This window comes from Streptomyces sp. NPDC051172 (assembly GCF_040682555.1).
Classification (GTDB): Bacteria; Actinomycetota; Actinomycetes; order Streptomycetales; family Streptomycetaceae; genus Streptomyces.
The window spans coordinates 1-18,625 of record NZ_JBFBBE010000154.1 but is presented as its reverse complement, the minus strand read 5'-3'; the positions used below and the strand labels follow the sequence as shown (position 1 = coordinate 18,625).

Below are 18,625 nucleotides of genomic sequence, written 5' to 3'. Positions count from 1 at the left end.
AACCCGCCACCGAACGCGTCACCTACACCCTCCAGCTCCACCCACTCACACCACGACCGCAGTCATCCTGAAACGATCAAGGAAGCGACGTTGGGGAGCGCGCCGAGTGGTCCGGACTCGGTCACGACCCATTGCCCTGCGACGGCCTTCGAGGAGTCCCGGACGCAGTGGCGGTGGCCGCGAAGCTGGGATGGGTGCGGAATCATCGCGAGGAAGCGGCCGCGTTGGGGCGCGAAGCAGCGCAGTGGGTGCACCAGAACCGCAATGTCTGGGATAAATCGGAAGGGTTGATCACCGCCATGGAGCACCACCTCGGATCCCATCGGCGGCTGCGCCAGACAGTGGCGATCTGACCGAGTGCGGCCCGAACCCCTGTGGCCTGTGCTCACCGCAGATGTCGCGGTCAGCCTGCGCCGGTAGCAGTCGTGCACGCGGCTCGCCGGCTCGCCGCAGTCCGGGCAGATGCCGCCCGTCGACAGGGCCGGGGCACCAACGTCATCGTGCGCCGGGACGGCGAGTTGAAGATGCTGCATGAGCATCTCAGCTCCTGATCCTTGGCAGGTGTTCACCTCAGCCCGTTGGTCTTGTTCGCCTGGTGCGGGCGAGCCGGTAGGACTCCGTTCCGGTCTCGCCGCTCACCGCAGCGTCAGGTGATGAACGTGGACTGTGCGGCGATGCCGAGCAGAGTGCGGCCGTAGATCGCCCGGCCGAGGTCGGGTTGACGACGCCGTGCCGGGAGGCGGTGCCCAGGTCGCGCCAGATCCGGTGGAGCGGGCATGCGGGCCGGTGCTGCGCCGCGGACACGCCTGAACTGGGTGGACCGCCCGTGGGACGCGCCACGGTGGTCCCGTAAGAGGGGGGCCGGGACGCCCCAGGACAGGGGACTGCCCAGCGATCAGTGGCCGCAACTACCGTCGGAGCGCGCGAGTGGCCGCTCCGGATCTCCGTCGACCGCCACCACGTGCTCCTCCGCCCGTCCTCATCGGCTTTCGCTAGGAGCCCACTGCTGTGAACAGCGGCCTTCTCGCCCCGCCCGCGGTCCGCGCCGGCGGCACCTCGTCCCGACCTCCCGAAGCCTCCCTCACCTGGACCGACCCCGTCACAGGACGCCAGGGGTTTCTCGTCGTCGACCGGCTAGTCCGGGGCCTGGCCAGCGGCGGCCTGCGGATGCGCGAAGGCTGCTGCCAGGAGGAGGTCAGGGACCTGGCGGCGGCGATGAGCGTCAAGGAGGCGCTGCACTACGATCCCGAGCACCGCTACCTCCCCATGGGCGGCGCCAAGGGCGGGATCGACTGCGACCCGCTCAGCAGCGAGGCACGCGGCGTGCTCACCCGCTTCCTGGCCTTCATTCGGCCGTACGTGGCGAACCACTGGGCGACGGGTGATGATCTCGGCACGACTACCGAGCTCATCGACGAGGTGCTCCGCGAACTGGGAGTGGAGGGCTGCATCACCCCCGTGGTGGCGACTCTCGACGACCCGGAAGCGGCGCGGAAACGCTTCGCCGACGCGTTCGCCGTCGAGGTGGACGGCATCAGGCTCGCCGAACTCGTCGGCGGCTGCGGGGTCGCGGAGGCCGCCCTGACCGTTCTGGACCGGGAGGGGACACCCCGGTCTTCCGCCACCGCCGTCGTCCAGGGGTTCGGCGCCATGGGCGGGTCGACGGCCCGCTTCCTGCACGCGGCGGGGATCCGGGTGGTGGGGATCTCGGACGTCCACGGCACCGTCGCCAACCCCCGTGGCCTGGCCGTCGAGGACATGCTGCGCCACCGCGGCCCGCACGGAGCCATCGACCGCAGCCGGCTCGGCTCCGCCGACATCCTCCTGGACCGGGACGACTGCCTTTCGCTCGCGGCCGACGTGCTGGTCCCGGCCGCGACCTCCTACACCGTCCACGAAGCCAACCACGACCGGGTCACCGCCCGCTACATCGTGGAGGCCGCGAACCTTCCCGTGACGGCGGCCGCCGAGGACAGGCTCCGCGCCCGCGGCTGTGTCGTCGTTCCCGACGTCGTCGCCAACTCAGGCACCAATGCCTGGTGGTGGTGGGTGCTCTACGGCGATGTCGCACCGGACGCCGAGTCCTCCCTGGCCAAGGTGCGGGGCGCACTGCGTGACCTGGTGACAGAGACGCTGAAGCTGGCCGAGGACGCGGGGTGGACGCCCCGCCAGGCGGCCCGCCACCTGGCTGATGCCAGACGGGACGTCCTGCTGAACCGGCCGGGCGCCTGATGATCACCATGTTGCTGGCCGCGGTCGCGGCGGTCGGCTGGGGAGCGGCGGACTACTGCGGCGCCAGGGCGTCGCGGAACGTACCCGCCCATCTGGTGGTGTTCCTCTCCCAGTTCCTCTCCATCCCGGTGCTCGCCGTCTGGCTGGCGGCGACCGCCACGCGCGGGCCCGAACTGTCCGAGCTTGCCTGGGGGTTCGGAGCCGGCGCCTTCGGACTGCTTGGCATGGTGCTGCTCTACCGGACGATGGCGTCCGAGGGGATCGTGCTTGTGGGGCCTGTCACCGCGGTGACGGTGGCCGTCGTTCCCCTGGCGGTCGGTCTGTTCCTCCAGGCGGCTCCCGGGCCGCTCGCGCTGTGCGGTGTTTGCTGCGCGCTGGGCTCGGTCGCGCTGGTGAGCCTCGCGGGGCGGATCCGGCAGGGCACCGTCGTCCTGCGCACGCTGTTGCTGGCCCTGGCGACGGGTGCGGCGCTGGGAATCCAGTTGGTCTTCCTCTCCCACCCGGGACCGGACGCCGGCCTGTGGCCGCTGGCTGGCGCCCGCGCCTGCTCGATCCTGTGTGCCGCGCCCCGCGCCCTGCACGGCCGGCCGCGGACAGCCGCCGCACAGGTGCCGTGGCTGTCCGTCGTCCTGTCCGGCGTCCTCGACACGGCCGGATTCGCTTTCTACCTGTTCGCGGCGGACAACGGGCTGCTGAGCGTGGTCGGACCGGTCGTCTCCCTCTATCCGGCGGCCACCGTCGTCCTCGCGCTGGTCCTCGACGGTGAACGCGTCAGCGTTCATCAGGCGCTCGGACTCTGCCTGGGAGCCGGAGCGCTGCTCCTGATCGCTGTATAGGGCCTGTTGGGAAAGTCCCGTCAACCGCCACTACACGAAGCACCTCGCTTCCTTCAGGAGTGACACCCGCATGAGCGACGATCAGCAACAGGTGTTCCAGGCCGCCGACTACCTCGTGGCCGCCTATGCCGAGGAACGCCTGACCGACTACTTCCAGGCGTTCGCCCCGGACGCCAGCTTCGTCTTCCATACAGCCGAGCAGCGCATCGAGTCCGTGGCCGAGTACCGGCGGGTCCTGGCACGCTGGGCGGCCGAGGACGGCTTCCGGGTGCTGAACTGCCTCTCCTACGACCGGATGGCCCAACTTTGGGACGACACTGCGGTGTTCACCCATTCCGTCGAGACGCGGATCTCGACCCGCGTCGGCGAGGCGACCCTCCACGAACGCGAGACCATTGTCTTCCGCCGGGAGGAGGACGGCCGCTGGCTCGCCGTGCACGAACACCTGTCACCGGCCGCCGCCTCCCCGCCCGGCCCGGTCGGCGAGGCATAGCCGCCCCCGGTGGCGAACCGATCCTGCCGTCTGACCGTAGCTGTATGCGGAGCACGGCCGGAAGTGGCCCGAGAGCCCCAGAAGGAAGGCACTTTCGTGAGCATGATCCAACCGGTTGCCAACGGGTTACGCACCGATCACCCGGTTCCCGGCCTGCCGTTCATCAACGACGAGCGGCTGCTCCTGGACAATCCTGACGCTATTGAGCGGATGGGTCGTAATCAGGGTGAGGGACTGTGGGGGCGCACGGACCGACTGCCCGGTGGGGGATGGGTGGCGTTCACCACCGAGACGAAGAACCGTGACTACGCCTGGGCGGTCCATCAGCACCCCGAGCATGGGCGGATCGTTCTCCTGATTCACGACAAAGACATGAGCGGCCTGCACCACGAGTGGATGTACGGGAACAACGGGTTCCTGTACCGGTATGGCGGCTACTGGTGGGATGGGACCCGCTGGTACCGGCCCCAGCAGATCGTGGACCGCGCCTACGAGGGGTACGATGCGCGGCCGGTGGCGGACGCTGTCACCGTCACCGCCATCGACATCCTGGCCCGCCCGGCGACGTCACACGCCGCGCGGGTTGTGAAGATCGCTGACTTCAGGGCCCCGGAGGGACCGCTGTCGCACTGGCGTGAGCATCTCGCCCTGTGGGCCTCCCACCGCACGCCCACTTCCCTGCCGCTCGATCAGTGCATCGTCGATCTTCAGACACCGGAACTCGACTCGGCCCGTTTCGTCGACCGCGCCGGCCTGGCGCAGATCGCCGAACTGGACCTGGAGGACCTGCCGCTTCCGAAGCACGGGCGGAAGGACCTGCCCCCGCCCCAGGCCGAGACGGCCGAGGGGCCACGGTGGTCTCGACCGGTCGCCCGTGACTGGGCCGAGCAGTACCGCCGGACCCACGGCCCGGAGAAGCTGTTGTCCGCCACGACGGCATTCGGCACCGAGCAGCCCCGGGGATTGGTTGAGGACCACAACCGTCTTACGAAGATCATCGCCGACAGCCTCGAGGACGCTGAGGAATCCAAGAAAAACCGCCTCTTCACCTGGGGCAGCAGTACGAGGCGCGAGGAGCAGGCCGCGAACCTGGCCTGGTGGCCCGCCCTGGCCATCAACGACGGCACCGACGGCTTCATCCCCCTCGCCGCCGTGCGCACCACCATCATCGAAGCGGTGCTCGGGGGACTCGCCCGGGATGCCGAAGACCTCGACGACTCGAAGGATGTTCTCCTGGGCGACATCCGGCGCGACGTCGTGCACCTCATCGACTGGTACATCCTGCGAGAGCCCCGACTCGCCCCCGCACTCTTCGGCGAGATCTGCCTGGACGCTCGTGTGCGCTTCGGACTCGACCCCAAGGACGTCGGAGACCTTCTACGACGCTCCCTCCACCTCGACAGCGCCCTCGACAGCCAAACCCTCAAAGCCCTCCTCGACCTGGCGCTCCCGCCCTCCGCGCAACCCTCCGACGGACGATGACCATTCCAGTGAGATCGATTCATCCTGCGGTCGCAGGTCGGTGTGAGTCCGTGACTGGGGTGCTCGTGCGGGCCGGACGGTCCTCGATGAGGAGGGATTGGAGGTGGGCGTCCCCTTGTTGGCCCGTCAACTTGTGGCGATCCACGCGTTGCGACCCGCCGAGCGGCCCCGAGAGTATGAGGCGTGGACGACCGCCGACGCAGTCGTTCCTCCAGACGGCGCCGACGCGGCGGCATGGGCCGCGGCGGTAGAAGTGATCCGCAAGCCTGCGCCGTCCCATGAGAGGCGGTTCCTGCACCGGGACTTCCACCTCGGCAACGTGCTGTTCGACGTGGCGTCCCCAAGCCTGACGGGGCCCCGGATCACCGGGTGGTGGACTGGGGGCAGATCTCCTGGGGCCCGGCCGACCTCGATGTGGCGGCCGGGCGCGGGGCTACTATCGGCGCGGGCACGATCGAGCCGTACGGTACGTCCGTGGACTTCGACATCATTGCCGTGCCGCCGACCGCGCTCGGCGCGGTGCTCGCCGAAGCGCTACAACACCCGACGGCGTCACTCCCGCCTCGGACAACGCAGTCCCATCGCCTACGACACGGCACTAGCCACGACAGGAACTACCCTGGCCCAAGCCGCATAGCTCGGGTCCAAGAATCCGGGCCAAGGTCCCAAGTCATCGGGCCACGGATTCGTACACCCGGCGAACACCCGCCGTCCATTCCGTCACTGTGAACTGGGTGGCGACCCGGTCGAGGCACGCCTTGTGGAACTGCCGGCGCCCGCGCTCGAGAACCTGCAGCAATGCGGATGCGAGCTGCCCCGGGTCGCGGACCGACACGAGTGTCCCGACGCTCTCCTCTCCCACCGTCGAAGCCAGACCACCGACGCGCGTGGCCACGACCGGGGTCCCGCAGGCCATCGACTCGATGGCGACCAGCCCGAAAGGTTCGTAGTGCGAGGGCACGGCAGTGACATCGGCAGCACTGTAATACCTGGAGATCTCGCTGTGCGGAACGGAACCCTCGAATCGGATACTGCCGCGAATTCCGAGCCGCTCCGCCAGTGCGGCCACCGGGGCGATCTCGTCGGAGCCGTTCCACGCGCTGCCTCCGCCGACGACGAGCAGCCGAGCTGCTGGCAGCTCGTCGCGGACTAGAGCGAACGCGTGAATCAGGTCCTCAACCCCCTTGCGCGCCTCGAGCCGCCCGGCGAACACGATCAGCGGAATGCCGGGCGGAATACCTAGGGCCGCGCGGGCTTCGTCCTGAGGGCGGGGGCGCAGCACCGTGGTGTCGACTCCGGGCGGCACCAGCCGGATTCGCTCTCGGCACGCGCCTGCCGAGGCGACGTCCCGGGCTTCCGCGGGGCAGCTGACAATGACCGCATCGGCTTGCCGGCTGACCTCCTCCTCCGCGCGGAGCCGCGTCTCGACGAGCTTCCGGTCACGGTCACCGGCCGGATCCGCGCCGCCGCCGTACCGCACCATCGCCATGGAATGATGGGTATGCACCACCGGAACGTTGTGACTCGCCGCCAAGCGCAAGGCGGATTGCCCCGCATACCAGTAATGACTGTGCACGACGTCGTACCTCCGCGCGGCCCGGAACACGCTGTCAACACCATCGTGGAATTGACTGAGCACTTCACCGAAGCTGTAGCGGGCAATCGGGGCCAGGGCTCCTGCCCGGATCCGGATGACCATCGCACCGTCCGTGATGGCCTCTCGTTCGGGAAGATCGGCCGATTCCCAGCGGGTCACGACGTCAACGGTGCACCCCGACCTGGCGAGAGACTCGGCCAAAGTGCGCACATAGACGTTCTGCCCTCCCTGAAAATCCGAGCCGGGAAGAGCGAGCGGGTCGCCGTGGTCGGAAATGAATAGTACGCGCATGGCGCCTCTATTCTGCTGTTCTGCAGGGTCGGTGGTGAAACTGTCGCTGGGCAATTCCGGGCGGGCATGCACGGTCAGCCGGGTTCGCTGAGATGAGCGGTGTCGTTGTGCGCCTGGAGATCCCACCGCGTGCCCAGTTCCGGCCGGTGGGTGTCCCACGCGACCCGGCGCCAGCGGGTGATGCCTGTGTTCGCCACGGTCACCGGGAGTGGCCCGGGCCACTCCTCCGGTAGGCCGAAGAACATGTGCTGCGCCGCGTTGACGGTTTCTCCGTGACAGATGAGAAGCAACCGCGCGCCGGGGTGAAACCGGCTCAACCGGTCCAGGGCCCGGCCGGCGCGGGTCCGGTATGCCACCCAGGATTCCGCGCCCCGAGCGGGGATGCGCCGCGGTTCCAGGACGGGATTACCTCGGAAACCATGGTGGAGCACGGATCGGGGCTGCCCGTCCGCCGTGCCGAAGTCCTGTTCCCGGAGACCCTCGTCGATGTGCACCGGCAGGCCGAGCGCGTCGCCCACCGGCCGGGCGGTCTGCAGGGCACGCGAACGCGGGCTGGAGTACAGCACATCGGCTTGCTCGGCTTCCCCCTTCAGCCGATCGGCCAGCGCCCGCGCTTGCGCCCGGCCGCGCTCGGTCAATCCCCGGCATCCGTCTGGGCCGCCGATGACGTCGTGCACGTTGCACCACGCCTGCGCATGCCGGACCAGGATCAGCTCGGTCACCGCCATCACCTCGTCAGTAGCCGGAGTCTCATCGCGGGCGGTCAAAGCCGGGACACCGGGTAGCCGAAATCGCCGTCGACCGCCACTGCCACGACCGGCGTTTCACCAGCCAGCTGACGCTGCCTCCCACAACCGCTCCCGGCTCACGGGGCGCCTCGCGCTGAAGCCGGTACAGCGTCGGCGGCGGATCGAAGGCACGTCCGGGCGCCCGAGGCATCGGGAAGGACGGGGTGGTTACGTCATCAGGAATCATGACCCACTTGCCGGTTCGGCACCGGAGTACTTGGCGCGCCAACTGGGCTTCGGGCGGCGACAGTTGGCGCACCAGGAATCTACGTAGACGTGCCTGATACCCGACAGGTCCCCGTTCGGGGATCTGTCCCTGCCCCTGTGGTGCGGCCCTAGGGTGCTGCCGTTCTGATGTGACGATGGTGCGCCCATGCACACCTTCCTCCGGCGTCCACTCCTTTCGCCCGCCCCACGTATCCGCGACATGCCTGCGCATCGCAGCCGAACCGCCAGGAGCTACGACGTGACCAGTACTCCCTCAGAGACCGTGACTCTCGACGCCGGCAGGCGCCTGTACGACCAGCTCGACGAACTCCGGGCCGCCGGTCCCGCCGTGCGCGTGAACCTGCCGGACGGCGTCGTGGCCTGGTCGGTCACCCGCGGCGCGAAGGCCCTTGCAGACGATCCGACATGAATGTTCCTCGCCCCTTCAGAGAGGGAAGTCCGCCGATGATCTCCCTTCCCCTACTGCCCGGAACCGATCTCGTCGCCCGCTTCAACCGGCTGCGCGAGGAGGAGCCGGTATGCCAGGCCGTCATGCCCAGCGGTGACGTGATGTGGTTGGTGCTGCGCTACGCGGACGTCAAACAGCTCTACGGGGACCGCCGTTTCAGCCGTGACCTGACCGCAGCCGGGTCGCCGCGCACACTGCCCGGGGCGGACTGGTCCGACAACCCGCTGAGCATGGTCAACATGGACGGGGCGCGGCACAAAGAGCGGCGCAGGCCTGTCATGGCTCACCTGACGGCGCGCAGGATCGGGCTGCTGCGGCAGGATACGGCCGATCTGGCGGCGGAGCTCCTTGCGGAGATGACGCACGGCCGGGATTCGGCTGATTTCGTGGAGGACTTCGCCACTGTATTGCCGGCGTTGTCGGCGGCGCTGGTGGCGGGGGTTCCCCGCAGCGACTACGGGTTCTTCCGGCACGAGGTGTGGCCGCTGGCTGTTCCTGACCAGGTGACGAAGGAGGAGTTCGACCGGGCGGCGGCGGAGGTGTTCGGCTACACGGTGCGGCTGGTGGAGGCCAAGCGCAGGAAGCCGGGGAACGATGCCACCAGTGCGCTCGCCGCGGCGGTGGACGCTGGGGCGTTCCCGGCCGAGGTGCTTCCGGTGGTCGTCATGGAGCTGATGTTCGCAGGCATGCTCAACACCCGGGCGGTGCTTTGCTCGGGGCTGCTGACGCTGATGCGGCGCCGTGACTGGTTCCGGCGGATCGGGTTGGATGAGGGGTTCGCTGCGGATTTCACCGGTGAGGCGCTGCGGTGTTTTCCGCACCCGGTGCTGGGGCTTGCGCGTCTTGCTGTGGAGGATGCGGAGATCGGCGGTGTGACGGTGCGGCGAGGGGAGGCGGCGGTTCCCGTCCTGGTGGCTGCCAACCGTGACCCGGCTGTCTTCGCCGAGCCCGATGTTTTCGACCCGTCGCGGCCGGGGCCGGAGGGGGCGCTGTCCTTCGGGTACGGCCCGCACCACTGCATCGGGGCGGCGCTGTCGCGTATGCAGTTGGAGACGGCGTTTGCTGTCATCTCGCGCACGTTGCCGTCGCTGCGGCTGGCGGTGGCGGAGGAGGAGTTGTCCTGGAGGCAGACGTTCGTGGAGTACAGCGTCGCGCGGTTGCCGGTTGAGTGGTGAAGGTTTCGCGGGAATCCGGGTTCCCCGTCCTGTCGGACGGTGGTAGGAGCGCTCCGCTCCGAACTGTGGGACGCCTGTGGGGGCGTTCCGGTGGTCAGTGTCCGCTTGCGGGAGAGAGATCCCTTGATGGCTAGTCTGAACGCGCGCCGGGGCTTTCCCGGTGATCCCGCCCCTGTCTCGGTGGCCGGTCCTCCCGTGGTGTCGGGGGCGTTACCCGTGGTGGGGCATGGTCCGACGTTCTTGCGTGATCCTGTCGGGCTGCTGGAGCGAGGTCATGCCGAGCACGGCCGTGTGTTCGCGCTACGGATGGGGCGGCGTCCGGTGGTGGTTGTTCTGGGGGCGGAGCACAACCGGAGGGTACTGAAGGGGACCGGCCGGAGTCTGTCGATCCGCTCCGCATACCCGTTCTTTGTGCGGATGTTCGATGAGGGGTTCTACTTCTTCGCGGGGGAGGAGGAGTACCGCAGGCAGCGGGATCTGGTGCTCCCTCGGTTCCAGTCCCGGCAGTTGGATGCGTATGTGACGGTGATGGAGGACCACACCCGGCGGCTGATGGACCGGATGGGCGAGCGCGGTGAACTCGACCTGGTCGACGAGCTCGGTGTGCTGGTGATGCGGATCGCGGCGGACGCGTTCCTCGGGGCGGATGCGAGTGAGCACGTCAGGGGGTTCTTTCCTCTCTTCCGGGCGTTCTCGGGCGGTATGGATCCGGTGCTGCCGGGCTGGCTGCCGGTGCCGCGGCTGGTCCGCAGCCGGCGGGCGCGTGAGGTGCTGCGACGGGATCTGCTGGGGCTGCTCGACCATCGCAGGCGGCATCCGGTCGATCCGCCGGACTTCCTCCAGATGCTCGCTGAGTCCCGCTACGCAGATGGCGGTGAGGTTTCGGATCTGGTGCTGGCCAACCTGGTCCTGATGCTGATCTGGGCCGGGCATGAGACGACCACCGGTCACCTTGCCTGGGCTTTTGCTGATCTGCTGTCCCATCCCGGCGAGTTGGAGCGTGTCCGCGTCGAGGCGCGGGAGGCGGGTGCCTGGGGTGGTGGGTTGTCGGTGGGGGCCGTGCACCGGCTGGCGTACCTGGAGAGGGCCTTGCGTGAGACCGAGCGTCTGCACCCGGTGGCATTCATGCTCGCGCGGGAGGCTGTCGAGGCAATGTCTTTCGGTGGCTACCGGGTGGAGGCGGGGACGATGGTGTTCCTTTCGCCCGCAATCTCGCATCGGCTTGCGCAGGAGTATCCGGATCCTGGTGTGTTCCGGCCGGACCGTTTCCTCGACGCTCCGCAGGGCGTTGCTGACTTGATCGGTTTCGGCGGGGGGCTGCACCGATGCCTGGGGGTGCGCTTCGCCTATCTGGAGATGAAGGTTGTGATGACGCTGCTGTTGCAGCGTTACGACTTCACTCTTGTTGATGAGGTGGTGCCAGTACGGGGTGCGCGTACGCGGTGGCCGACGCGTCCGTGCAGGGTCCGTTACCGGCTGCGGGCGCCTGGCGGGGGCTGAGCGGCGCGCAGGCCACGTGCCGGCGTGAGGGCGAGGGCCTGGGCGGCAGCAGGTGGGGATGGTCCGGATCTCGGTGCCAACTCTTGACCGGGGACGGCGTGAGCCCCACACGCGCGGGCCGCGAACGTGCCGTTTCCGGGCCAAGACACGCGGAGAGCCCTTTACGGGGCCAACTCGCGCGCCGGGTTCGGCCCAGCGGGGAACGAAAGGACCGACCTTCGCAAGGAGGTACGGCGTACCGTCGCCGACCCAACAAAGGTCATCGAACTCCACTCGCGGTGCAGCCTAGTTCGTCGCCGAAGCCATACGCACCGCCCACGCGGCTGCGCCCGCGCTGGTCCACTTCCGTCGCAGCATGATGCCCATTCAAGCGAGAAGAGTGCCCGCAATGCCCCCAAAAGAAGACATATCATACTTCAGCTCCAATCCGGTTCTGCGTCACTTCTGGCACCCCGTTGCCCAGTCGGAGGACATCGAGGCGGGCCCGCTCGCCCGGACCGTGCTCGGGACACCGATCGTGGTGTTTCGGGACTCCGCGGGAAACCCCGCGTGCCTGCCCGACATCTGCCCGCATCGCCAGGCTGCAATGTCGCGGGGAACCGTTACGGCGGGCCGCATCGCATGCCCGTACCACGGGTGGGAATTCGATGGAACCGGCCGTTGCATGCGTGTACCGTCCGCGGGCCCGGACGACGTCATCCCGACGTCGGCGCATATCCAGCCGTATCACGCCCGTGAGCGCTACGGTCTGGTTTGGGTCGCCCTGGCAGACCCAGTGGCCGACCTCCCGGCAAGTCCGTACGACGACGACCCGCGCTACCGCAGGCTCAACACACCCGTCGACGTGTGGCAGGTGTCCTGCTCCCGGCTGGTCGACAACCTCATGGACATCTCCCATTTTCCATACACGCACCCGGCTACGTTGGGGGTGGGCAGCGAGAAGGTCGTGCCGCCCTACAGCATGCAGATGCTGCCCGACGGGTTCTGCGGCTACATCTACGAGGTGCGATCGAGCAACCCCGAGATCGCGCACACAGCCAGCGGACAGTCGTCGGACGTGGTGGAGCGGCGGATGACAACAGGCTACGCGTTGCCCTTCGCTGTGCGGTCGACAGTGGCCTACAGTTCGGGCTTGGAGCACAACCTCTACCTGCTGTCCACCCCGATCGACGATGTCTCGTGCTACTTCACGTTCATCGTGTGGCGCAACGATGACGGGTCGATCCCGCCCGAGGATGTGCTCGCCTTCGACCACGCCATCGCCGCGGAGGACAAGCGTCAGATGGAGGCCATCGCCGGCCCGCTGCCGCTGGTGTCGGGCCTGGTGAGCGTGGCTGCCGACCGGGCGTCGCTGGCCTGGCGCCGCGACTTCCGCTCGTTGTTGGAAAAGGGAATCGGCCATATGACCGCCAGCCAACTCACGGCAGGAGTCAAGTAATGGGCGAGGGCAGCTCATACCACGGGCCGCCGCGGCCACGCTGGACTCATGTCGCGCTGCCGGCGGCCGATGTCGACGCGTCTCTCGCCTGGTACAGCGAATTCACCCCGTTGGTAAAGGTTGCCGAGTTCGCCGACGACACGGGTAGGTCATTGTGGCTGTCCAACGACGGCCAGGCGCTGGATCCGTTTGTGCTGGTGCTGGTCACCTTTCATACCGACCGTGGGCGACAACAACCGCACCTGGCGCCGTTCGCGCATCTAGGCATCGAAGTGCCGCAGCGGGAAGACGTCGACACGATCGCGGCCAAGGCGTCAGCCGCGGGTTGCCTACGCATGCCGCCGACCGACATCCCGTTTCCGGTCGGCTACGTCTGCATGATCACCGACCCCGACGGCAACAACATCGAGTTCTCACACGCGCAACAGGTGTTCGACCGGGTGCGACGGCTATGGGGCACGCCGGTCCCGAAGGAGAATCGATGAGGGACGCGGATAGCGGAGAACTGCCGCGGCTGTCACTGGCGTTCGACGGTGAGACCGGCGTCGAGCGGTGCGTCGCGATGGTGCTTGCCGCCGAGCGCCTCGGGTTCTCCCGGGTCTGGTTCTCGGAGAACCCGTTCGGTCGCAGCGTCGTTCCCACGCTGGCGCTGTGCGCGCAAGCCACCGAGCGGATCGGGCTGGGAGTAGGGGTGTTCACCCCATTTAGCCGGCATCCTCTGCAGATCGGCGCTGAGGCCAAAGCGCTCGACGATCTGTGTGGCGGCCGGTTCGCCGTCGGAATCGGTTCCGGAGCAACTCAGGCCGCGCACTTCGGAATCGAAGCCAGGCCCACAACGATCATGCGTGACGCGGTCGCCATCCTGCGAGCAACGCTTACCGAGAAGGGGGTCGACCACCACGGTGCCGCCTTGTCCGCCAAGGGTGTGATTCTGTCCGGTGAGCCTCGCTCGGCCGTCCCGGTCTACGTGGCGGCGATGGGCCCACGGGCGGTCCAGCTTGCCGCCGAACTCGGCGACGGCCTGCTGATCTCGGACATGTGTCCACCCAACTACACCCGCTGGGCTGTCGAGTTGGCGGCCACGCGGCGGACCGCGTTCGATGTCACCCAGATCATCCCGTGCTCGGTCGATCCCGACGGCGCCTCCGCCCGGCGCGTGGCCGCGACGGACATCGGCCGGACTCTGCTGATGCTCGTCGACCACCTCTCTGGCGGTTTCCCCGCAGTGATCTCCGCGATCCGCGACTACTCGGGAATCCCGGGCCGGGAATTCGACGCCGCGATGGCTCAGCTTCGCGCGGGCAAGCCCGCCGCTGACGTGCTCGACGCGCGGTACGTCGAGGCCTATGCCGTTGCCGGGACTCCCGAGGAATGCGTGGAGCGCCTACGTGTCATGCGTCAGTCCGGTGTGACCGAGGCGGCACTTCTGCCAGTTGGTCCGGTCGGCGCGGACCAACTCGGACTGCTGGCCGCCGCCGCGGAGAAGGCGCCGACGCGTAAGGAGAGATAGCACACCATGACGGAAACATCACGACAATACGACAATCTCGCGGACCGCTACGCCGCAAGCGACAGCCTACTCATCCGAGCATGGGCGGAATACCCCGTCTTCCGCAGAGAACTCGGCGACCTCATCGGACGCAACGTACTGGACCTCGCCTGCGGAACGGGCTTCTACACCAACATCGCCGCACAACTTGGCGCCAACCGGGTCGTCGGCGTGGACGCATCACTCGAAATGATCGACGCAGCCCGAGAACTCGCCACCCACGACAACATCGAGTTCCTGGTCCACGACATCACCACCATGCCCATCCTGGGCGAGTTCGACGTGGTCATCGCCGCATTCCTGCTCAACTACGCACCCACCCGCACAGCGCTGGACGCCATGTGCGCACGCATCGCCGCGCATCTCCGCCCCGGCGGACGCCTCGTAGCCGACATCCCACGAAGCGGCTACGACCGACAGCGACCGATGAGCGCAAAGTACGGCTACACCTACGAGTGGCCAAGCGACCTGAGCGACGGCGACACGTTCACCTTCACCCTGCACCTCGCCTCCCCCTTGACCATTCGATGCACATGGTGGTCAGACACGACCTACCAGAACGCCTTGACCTCCGCTGGGCTGACCGACGTCCACTTCCATCCCTGGAAACCCACCGAGGAGGGAATGTCCAATCACGACACCGGATTCTGGGACGAGTGGAACGCCAACCCACTCGCCCAGGTCATCACAGCGACCAAGCCGCCAGTCGGCGACGCCTGAATCGTGAGGGGCTGATGCAGCTTCGGGTGACATCTTGACCCGACCTGTCACCCGAACCTCCATCAGCCCCTGCCGCGTGCGCGGGCGTTTGCAAGAGGGTGGCGGCTCACGGCGACCGCATGCGGGAGTTGTGAGCGAAGGCAGTGATTGTCTTGCCAGCGCGTGTTTTGGCGGCCCACCGGATGTAGACGCCGTGTGTCTTCCCGGAGGCCTTGGTCACCGGTGCGGCTCCGCACTCGCCGGCGCCTTGTCCGGCGGACTCGACGCGGTCAAGGACTGGGCCGACCTCGGTAAGCAGCTGCGCAAGGTTGATGGTGCCCACGCCCGGCAGCTCGGCGAGGAGGAGGACCTGAGGTGTCTTGGGAAGACGGTTTTGATGGTCGTCTCGAGCTGGGCGTTCACAGGCGGCCCGCAGACTGCGCAGGAGCTGGACTTGCGCGGTGACGAGCGCGATGAGGACGTCGGCGGGGAGGCTGACAGGGGCGAAGGGAGCGGAGCGGAGTCGGGCCAGCAGTGCGGATGCCGGCTTGCCGCCGCGGTAGGCATGACGAGGGCCACCAGCGCCAGGTGGTCTCGAAGACCGCCATCAGAGGGTCGGCGCTGTACTGCGCGAGCAGGCCGGAGAGCAGCGGGCCGCAGCCCGGTCCGCCCAGATTGGCTGCGGTGGCGGCGACGGATGCGCTCGGCCGCTGCGGCAGGGGTGTGAGTTCGATGACCGTCACCGTCGCGGCACCGGCGACCAGCTCGGACAGGAGGCGTCCCGCCGCCGGGTCGGGGACGGAGTGCGCGTGCAGGAAACGCAGAGAGCCGGCGGCCGACAGAGTCAGCCGGCCAGCAGCACGGGCTTGCGGCCGATGGTGTCGGAGAGGCGGCCGAACTCCAGCAGCGCGGTGATCACACCCGCCCCGTCTGCCGAAGATCTGCGTGGAGACGAACGAGGAGAAGCCCAGGCGCTGCTGGTGCAGCACATACAGAGCCGTGGGCAGCGTGGTGCCGCCCACGGTGATCGTGAAAGCGCACAGGAGGGCGGTTTACGGCCAGCGGCGCTCCCCGCTACGGTCCGTGTGCACGGGACTCGTTCCCTGTCGGGTCGTGGGTGCCATCGCCGAACAGCGATGCCAGATAGGGGCCGCAGAGCAGGCCGAGCGGGTCCCAGCGCCGACGCAGCGCTTGGAAGGCACCCCACCGCGGGTAGCCGGCAGCGAGTTGGGCGCCGTTGCGGAAGTGGAGCTTGGCCCAGTGCGGCCGGCCGTCGAAGGCCGCCAGGACACTGTCGATGCGCTGGAAGTGACGCAGGTCCGGCCGGCCGTTCCTCGGCAGGTAGGCGGCCACTCCGAGATGGCAGCCGGGGCGCTGGAACGTGGGGCTGAGCCAGCCGCTGTCGGCTCCGGAGAACCTGATGTCGACCGGCGCGACGATCGGGGCCCGATCGGCGGTCACGATCTCCCGCAGCGCGGTGAGGGCATCCGCGGTGTGCTGCAGCGGGACTGTGTACTCCAGCGCGAGTTGGCGCGGTGGCGGCTGGCCGACCAGGAGCTCCTCACGGCTGCCGGAGACCGGGGCGGCCCGCGCCAGGAGCTGTGCGGTCGGCCCCGCGGTCAGCCGCGCCCGCCAGGGTCGGCGCATCGAGTTGCGCAGCCCCGCGTCGATGAGCCTGCGGGCTGGAATGGGACGACGCTGGTGCTCTGCCCCCGTGGCCGGCTCGGCTGTCCAGACCATCACGTGGGGGCTGTGCGGGAACCACCACATGCCGGCGTGGGGGTGACTGAGCAGGGCGGGGAGTTCCTCGAGCGCGTGGTTCCAGGGCCGGACGAAGGTGGTGCGCCGGAAGGTGCGCTCGGGTTCGACTTCGAGGGTTACGGCAGTGACCACGCCCAGTGCTCCAAGGTGCACGCGGGCCGCGTCGAGTTCGGGGTCGTCGGCGCCCAGGTCGAGCAGCCCTTCGGCGGGCGTGGCCAGGCGCAGGCCGCGTACCAGTTGCGACAGCGACCCGGCGCCGGGGCGGCTGCCGTGCGTGGCGGTGGCGACCGCGCCGGCGATGGTCTGCTCGGCTATCGCACTTTGGTCGGGCAGCGCCAGCCCGCGTTGCCGCAGCAGGCGGTTTAGTTCCTGGACGGTGGTGCCGGCCGCGACGGTGACGGTGGTCTCGGTCTGCGCGGTGATCCCGGAGAGGCGCTCCAGGCTGACCAGTGTGCGCCGCTCGGGACTGATCAGCGGCGCGTAGGAGTGGCCGGCCCCGACCACGGACAGCGGCTGCCCCCGATCGTGGTGCTCGGCCACCAGCGCGCACACCTCGTCCGGGTGACGGGGGGCTGCCCATGCGGCTGGGCGGCCCCCCGCATTGCCGGCCCAGTTCTGCCATGGGCGGGCCGGGGCGGGCGGTGGCGTCGCCGACGAGTCGGCAGGATTCACTTCAGGCCCAGGCGTTGCTCGAAGCTTGCGAGGTCGAGCCCCTGACGGGATTTCGCGTACCAGTTGTAGAGCCGGGCGAGGCCGTCAGCGAACTCGACCTTCGGCTCCCAGCCGAGCTTGTCCTTTGCGCGGTCGTTGGACGCGACCCTGCGCAGCGGTCCGGTCGGCTTGTCCAGCAGCGGGCGGATCTCGGGGTTGCCGCCGGACAGTTCCAGCAGCAGCAGGACGGCTTCCAGTACCGTGTGGCCTTCCCTGGAGCCGAGGTTGACCGGGGTCGCACCACCCAGGTGCTGGGCTGCCAGGACCAGTCCCTCGACGATGTCGGTGACGTGCGTCCAGTTCCTGACCTGGGTTCCGTTGCCCCAGATCTCGAACGGGTCCTGGCCGAGGAAGGCGCGGCCGGCCAGCGCTGTCAGTGCGTGGCTCTCGCCGCAGCGCTCGCCGTAGACGCTGAACAGGCGGCAGGAGACCGAGTCGAGTCCGCGCGACTTGCCCACTGCGCCTAGCATGAGTTCGGCGGTGAGCTTGGCCCATCCGTACATCCCGTCGGGGTGGTAGGGCGGCCCGGCCATCTCTTCCGAGAGCTCCGTGAGCGGCCCGTCCGCGGTCTGCAGGCCGACTGGGTACACGCAGCCGGAGGAGGTGAAGACGAACTTCTCCGCGCCGGCGTCGGCGGCCGCGCGGATCACGTTGGTGTCCAGCACAACATTGCTGGCGCAGGCGTCCTCGTGGGTGTCGATGTAGCCGCGACCGCCGTGGTCGGCTGCCAGATGGAAGACGATCTCCGCTCCCTCGGCGGCCGTCCTGGCCGCCTCCGGGTCGCGCAGGTCACTGATGAGCAGCTTGATGTCCTGGCGGCATGCCTCGACATTCTCGAGGAGGCCCGTGCTGAGATTGTCGGCGACGACGACGTCGGCTCCGAGCTGGAGCAGTCGCTCGACGAGGTGGGATCCGATGAACGAGCATCCACCGGTGACCAGTACGCGCTTTCCTGGCAGGGTCGTCATGCCCTGTCCTCCTGGGGTGTCGTCAGGTGTGCGAGTGAGTGGGCCCACTGGCGCAGATACGGGTGGGGAAGGGGGCGGTCGATCGGCCACCAGACATAAGCCGTGTGTGCTTCGTCCAGATGCGGCTCATCGGTGGTGTCGCTGAGTGTGGCCGCGTAGGTGAGGTTGACCGTGTGGGTGGAGGAGGTGCCGTGGGCCGAGGTGACGAAGTTGGTGCTGGCTGCTCCGAGGAAGGTCGGTTCGGTGATCTCCAGGCCGATTTCCTGGCGCACGTGGCGAACGGCGCAGTGGACCAGGCCTTCTCCTTTGGCCAGTCGGCCGCCCGGTATCCACAGAGTCATCGCCATCTTCGAACATGCCTGGTCGGAGGCTCTGGCGTGCGGTTGGGTGGGGATACTCGGGCTGGTCGCGGGCGCAAGTCTGCGGTCT

The 18,625-nt window shown here is 68.4% G+C and carries 20 protein-coding genes and 1 pseudogene; 14 read left to right on the top strand and 7 right to left on the bottom strand.

What is annotated here, in order from left to right; translation table 11 throughout:
* Positions 1-167 precede the first annotated feature (167 nt).
* Both AB0N07_RS44935 and AB0N07_RS44930 read left to right on the top strand, forming a co-directional pair.
* Positions 168-353, top strand: a complete 186-nt coding sequence (locus tag AB0N07_RS44935; RefSeq protein ID WP_365845712.1) for a hypothetical protein — start codon at positions 168-170, stop codon at positions 351-353.
* Between the two features lie 21 nt (positions 354-374).
* On the top strand, positions 375-551 hold the full coding sequence (locus tag AB0N07_RS44930; protein WP_365845710.1) for a nuclear transport factor 2 family protein: 177 nt from the start codon (positions 375-377) through the stop codon (positions 549-551).
* A gap of 95 nt (positions 552-646) precedes the next feature.
* Here AB0N07_RS44930 and AB0N07_RS44925 read toward each other — a convergent pair whose 3' ends face one another.
* Positions 647-778, bottom strand: a complete 132-nt coding sequence (locus AB0N07_RS44925) for a hypothetical protein (protein ID WP_365845708.1) — start codon at positions 776-778, stop codon at positions 647-649.
* Positions 779-1,008: 230 nt separating this feature from the next.
* Here AB0N07_RS44925 and AB0N07_RS44920 point away from each other — a divergent pair, with 230 nt between their 5' ends.
* The 5 genes and pseudogenes from AB0N07_RS44920 to AB0N07_RS44900 all read left to right on the top strand — a co-directional run.
* Positions 1,009-2,232, top strand: a complete 1,224-nt coding sequence (locus tag AB0N07_RS44920) for a Glu/Leu/Phe/Val dehydrogenase dimerization domain-containing protein (RefSeq protein ID WP_365845706.1) — start codon at positions 1,009-1,011, stop codon at positions 2,230-2,232.
* Positions 2,232-3,068, top strand: a complete 837-nt coding sequence (locus tag AB0N07_RS44915; RefSeq protein WP_365845704.1) for an EamA family transporter — start codon at positions 2,232-2,234, stop codon at positions 3,066-3,068. Before AB0N07_RS44920 ends, AB0N07_RS44915 begins: the two co-directional genes overlap by 1 nt.
* A gap of 70 nt (positions 3,069-3,138) precedes the next feature.
* Positions 3,139-3,561, top strand: a complete 423-nt coding sequence (locus tag AB0N07_RS44910; RefSeq protein WP_365845702.1) for a nuclear transport factor 2 family protein — start codon at positions 3,139-3,141, stop codon at positions 3,559-3,561.
* Between the two features lie 102 nt (positions 3,562-3,663).
* Positions 3,664-5,043 carry a hypothetical protein gene (locus AB0N07_RS44905; RefSeq protein ID WP_365845700.1) on the top strand — a complete coding sequence of 460 codons (1,380 nt, stop codon included), beginning with the start codon at positions 3,664-3,666 and terminating at the stop codon, positions 5,041-5,043.
* 70 nt (positions 5,044-5,113) lie between these two features.
* Positions 5,114-5,460: pseudogene (locus AB0N07_RS44900) on the top strand (phosphotransferase); the annotation flags it as partial.
* Positions 5,461-5,713: 253 nt separating this feature from the next.
* Here the strand turns inward: AB0N07_RS44900 and AB0N07_RS44895 are convergent.
* Together AB0N07_RS44895 and AB0N07_RS44890 are read right to left on the bottom strand one after the other, a co-directional pair.
* On the bottom strand, positions 5,714-7,003 hold the full coding sequence (locus AB0N07_RS44895) for a glycosyltransferase (protein ID WP_365845698.1): 1,290 nt from the start codon (positions 7,001-7,003) through the stop codon (positions 5,714-5,716).
* A 2-nt stretch (positions 7,004-7,005) separates the two neighbouring features.
* Complete coding sequence (locus tag AB0N07_RS44890; protein WP_365845696.1) at positions 7,006-7,653, bottom strand: histidine phosphatase family protein; 648 nt, start codon at positions 7,651-7,653, stop codon at positions 7,006-7,008.
* Between the two features lie 532 nt (positions 7,654-8,185).
* Here AB0N07_RS44890 and AB0N07_RS44885 point away from each other — a divergent pair.
* The 7 genes from AB0N07_RS44885 to AB0N07_RS44855 all read left to right on the top strand — a co-directional run bounded on the left by AB0N07_RS44885 (position 8,186) and on the right by AB0N07_RS44855 (position 14,777).
* A complete protein-coding gene (locus tag AB0N07_RS44885; RefSeq protein WP_365845694.1) occupies positions 8,186-8,356 on the top strand; it encodes a hypothetical protein in 171 nt (56 codons plus the stop codon).
* Between the two features lie 35 nt (positions 8,357-8,391).
* A complete protein-coding gene (locus AB0N07_RS44880) occupies positions 8,392-9,570 on the top strand; it encodes a cytochrome P450 (RefSeq protein WP_365845692.1) in 1,179 nt (392 codons plus the stop codon).
* A gap of 126 nt (positions 9,571-9,696) precedes the next feature.
* The gene (locus AB0N07_RS44875; protein ID WP_365845689.1) at positions 9,697-11,070 is read left to right on the top strand and encodes a cytochrome P450; all 1,374 of its coding nucleotides are present in this window, start codon (positions 9,697-9,699) and stop codon (positions 11,068-11,070) included.
* Between the two features lie 388 nt (positions 11,071-11,458).
* Positions 11,459-12,508 carry an aromatic ring-hydroxylating dioxygenase subunit alpha gene (locus AB0N07_RS44870; protein WP_365845687.1) on the top strand — a complete coding sequence of 350 codons (1,050 nt, stop codon included), beginning with the start codon at positions 11,459-11,461 and terminating at the stop codon, positions 12,506-12,508.
* Positions 12,508-12,993: a VOC family protein gene (locus AB0N07_RS44865; RefSeq protein WP_365845685.1), complete on the top strand. Its 486-nt coding sequence runs from the start codon at positions 12,508-12,510 to the stop codon at positions 12,991-12,993. The genes AB0N07_RS44870 and AB0N07_RS44865 overlap by 1 nt, the downstream gene beginning before the upstream one ends.
* On the top strand, positions 12,990-14,018 hold the full coding sequence (locus AB0N07_RS44860; protein WP_365845683.1) for an LLM class flavin-dependent oxidoreductase: 1,029 nt from the start codon (positions 12,990-12,992) through the stop codon (positions 14,016-14,018). The genes AB0N07_RS44865 and AB0N07_RS44860 overlap by 4 nt, the downstream gene beginning before the upstream one ends.
* Positions 14,019-14,024: 6 nt before the next feature.
* Positions 14,025-14,777: a class I SAM-dependent methyltransferase gene (locus tag AB0N07_RS44855; protein WP_365845681.1), complete on the top strand. Its 753-nt coding sequence runs from the start codon at positions 14,025-14,027 to the stop codon at positions 14,775-14,777.
* Between the two features lie 106 nt (positions 14,778-14,883).
* On the opposite strand, the gene AB0N07_RS44850 is transcribed toward AB0N07_RS44855, so the two are convergent.
* From AB0N07_RS44850 to AB0N07_RS44835, 4 genes are all read right to left on the bottom strand, one after another.
* Complete coding sequence (locus AB0N07_RS44850; protein WP_365845714.1) at positions 14,884-15,108, bottom strand: transposase; 225 nt, start codon at positions 15,106-15,108, stop codon at positions 14,884-14,886.
* 722 nt (positions 15,109-15,830) lie between these two features.
* Entirely contained in the window at positions 15,831-17,189 is a 1,359-nt protein-coding gene (locus tag AB0N07_RS44845; RefSeq protein WP_365845679.1) for a D-arabinono-1,4-lactone oxidase, read from the bottom strand.
* Positions 17,186-18,196, bottom strand: a complete 1,011-nt coding sequence (locus AB0N07_RS44840) for an NAD-dependent epimerase/dehydratase family protein (RefSeq protein WP_365845677.1) — start codon at positions 18,194-18,196, stop codon at positions 17,186-17,188. Before AB0N07_RS44840 ends, AB0N07_RS44845 begins: the two co-directional genes overlap by 4 nt.
* The coding region (locus tag AB0N07_RS44835; protein WP_365845674.1) for an NUDIX domain-containing protein at positions 18,193-18,625 on the bottom strand (433 nt) is incomplete at its 5' end. The genes AB0N07_RS44840 and AB0N07_RS44835, both read right to left, overlap by 4 nt.

Coding starts and splice junctions, on each gene's coding strand:
- AB0N07_RS44855 (WP_365845681.1), top strand. CDS start 14,025: ATGACGGAAACATCACGACAATACGACAATCTCGCGGACCGCTACGCC.
- AB0N07_RS44840 (WP_365845677.1), bottom strand. CDS start 18,196: ATGACGACCCTGCCAGGAAAGCGCGTACTGGTCACCGGTGGATGCTCG.
- AB0N07_RS44925 (WP_365845708.1), bottom strand. CDS start 778: ATGCCCGCTCCACCGGATCTGGCGCGACCTGGGCACCGCCTCCCGGCA.
- AB0N07_RS44860 (WP_365845683.1), top strand. CDS start 12,990: ATGAGGGACGCGGATAGCGGAGAACTGCCGCGGCTGTCACTGGCGTTC.
- AB0N07_RS44880 (WP_365845692.1), top strand. CDS start 8,392: ATGATCTCCCTTCCCCTACTGCCCGGAACCGATCTCGTCGCCCGCTTC.
- AB0N07_RS44905 (WP_365845700.1), top strand. CDS start 3,664: ATGATCCAACCGGTTGCCAACGGGTTACGCACCGATCACCCGGTTCCC.
- AB0N07_RS44870 (WP_365845687.1), top strand. CDS start 11,459: ATGCCCCCAAAAGAAGACATATCATACTTCAGCTCCAATCCGGTTCTG.
- AB0N07_RS44875 (WP_365845689.1), top strand. CDS start 9,697: ATGGCTAGTCTGAACGCGCGCCGGGGCTTTCCCGGTGATCCCGCCCCT.
- AB0N07_RS44915 (WP_365845704.1), top strand. CDS start 2,232: ATGATCACCATGTTGCTGGCCGCGGTCGCGGCGGTCGGCTGGGGAGCG.
- AB0N07_RS44910 (WP_365845702.1), top strand. CDS start 3,139: ATGAGCGACGATCAGCAACAGGTGTTCCAGGCCGCCGACTACCTCGTG.
- AB0N07_RS44865 (WP_365845685.1), top strand. CDS start 12,508: ATGGGCGAGGGCAGCTCATACCACGGGCCGCCGCGGCCACGCTGGACT.